General features: G+C 28.3%; 2 protein-coding genes. Both read right to left on the reverse strand.

What is annotated here, in order from left to right; translation table 11 throughout:
• Positions 1-77: 77 nt before the first annotated feature.
• Positions 78-644, reverse strand: a complete 567-nt coding sequence (locus WFK35_RS22475) for a hypothetical protein (RefSeq protein WP_336734839.1) — start codon at positions 642-644, stop codon at positions 78-80.
• Positions 645-755: 111 nt separating this feature from the next.
• On the reverse strand, positions 756-2,033 hold a 1,278-nt coding region (locus tag WFK35_RS22480; RefSeq protein ID WP_336734842.1), incomplete at its 5' end, for a hypothetical protein.

The raw sequence follows: 2,033 nt of genomic DNA on the forward strand, positions 1-2,033 counted from the left end.
GTCGAAGAGTCTTTTATAAAAAATCAGACGGTGTTTGTCTGGAATTCTTCTTCAGAATGAAAGAAAACCATTCATTACTATTCTAAATCACCATTAATTTCCCTGATTAAAGCTTCCATTTCACCTCTGAAATCATCTTCAAAAACCAATGGTCTGTTGTCGGACTGAATCATACTTTTTATTTTTTCGCAGATGTCTATGAGTTTTCCGATTAAAGAGTTCTCTTCGGGTGATGAGATTTTCCCCATTTTCAAAATGTTGGAGAAATAATACTGTACTCCGTCGAGAACAATACGACGTTCTTCAGGATATCTCGTCTGGTAAAGCGCGCTTTCAAACAATTGTTGCAGTATTTTATAGGAATCCGGTGACAGTTTTCTTTGATATTCTAAAATTCTTTCTTCTTCGTTACCTTCCGAAAGACGGATCGCACGTTCTGCAATTTTATAAACGATGCGATAGTTTTCGATTCCTTTTTTTCTTTCTACGAACAGAATTCTTTCAGTATCGAAAGAAGGAATTTCCAAAAAATACAGTTCTGCATACACGTCTCCCATGAGTGCATTCATGATTTTCACAAAACTGCCGAGACTTTTATGGCTCGAACTGCTTCCGCAAGGTTCAAGATGGTTTCTTTCTAACATGGTTTTTAGATTGAGCGGAAATTGGGGAGTGAGTTTTTCATGGTTGTTTTGTGCGAAAATAAGGAGTTTTTGGAGAAATGAAAACTATAATTATTAAGCATTTAAATCAATTTATGGTTTACAACAAATATATATTTCAGCATTGGCTTCAGAACAACTGGATATTAATGATGATACAAACCATAAAATTTGTATTACTTGATTACGTTCTTTAAAATGCTCTCCATTTTTTAATTTATGTAATCTATCTTCCAATTCTTTTTTTGATAAAAAATTAATTACGAGAAATACTTTCTTGCTCAAATTAGGAAATGTTTTAAGTAATTTGAAATATTCAATAGCTTCACGTGCAGAAGTTCCTTTTCTTATCTTAGAAATCTTGGTTAATGTATTTTTTATCTTATACATTTTTGTCCAAGAAGATTCTTTTAGTGTCCATACATCATCTGAAGGACTAAGATTTCCTAAATTTTTTAAAGCCTGCCCTATAACATCTTGTAAATCAGAAGCTGAAAATTTAGATATTCCATGCTTAGAATGATAAAAACTTATACTTTCATCGCTTAAACCAATATGATCTGCCCATTCATTTCCAAATTCATCACATATGAAAAAATTGTAATTATTAATAAATTTTTTCTCTACAAATCCAAATATAGAATCATTTGAAAATTTCTTGCTTGAAGTAGTGAAGATTCCTTTTTCACTTGTTACATTTTTAAGCTCTTCAAAAGGTAAAAATATTTTTAAAAAAGAATCAATATTCCCTAATAATCTATTATCCTTAAATAATTTTCTGTTACAATAGACAATTTCTGGTTCCTCAAATGTTATAATATAGTTTTTATTCCAATTAAAAAAACTTAAAATAGGTACTACAAAATCATCTGTAAATTCAATATAAACTCTAGAAAGTTTTTTAGATTTCAGTGTTATAGACTTAGGATTAAGAGATAAGAAAATATCGTTAACAATGTGATTTTTTATTTTGTAAATCTGATTATCCCTCTCAATATCTAATAATTTTTCAAAATTTTTTAATATCTTGATTAATTTAATATCCTTTTCAATATCTTCGATTTTAATGAAACATCTTTTTATTTTATTTTCCTCATACTCATTATAAAGTTTTGATAAAGATATTAAAATTGATGTAGGAATAAGATTATCTATATTCTTTGCATAATCAATCGACATTGCAAAAGAAGAAAGAAAACTAATTTTTGGAGAGTAATCCTCTATTTTACTAACAACAGATGAAGCCCAATTTAGAAATCCTAAAAACTTAATTTTCGGTCCTAATTTATTTATTTTTGAAGTGTTTAAAGATAAAGCTATTTTATCTTCATCATTATTAAGTCTTACATTATTTAAAAGATATGCTTGTAA

This window comes from Chryseobacterium sp. VD8 (genome assembly GCF_037149975.1).
Classification (GTDB): domain Bacteria; phylum Bacteroidota; class Bacteroidia; order Flavobacteriales; family Weeksellaceae; genus Chryseobacterium; species Chryseobacterium indicum.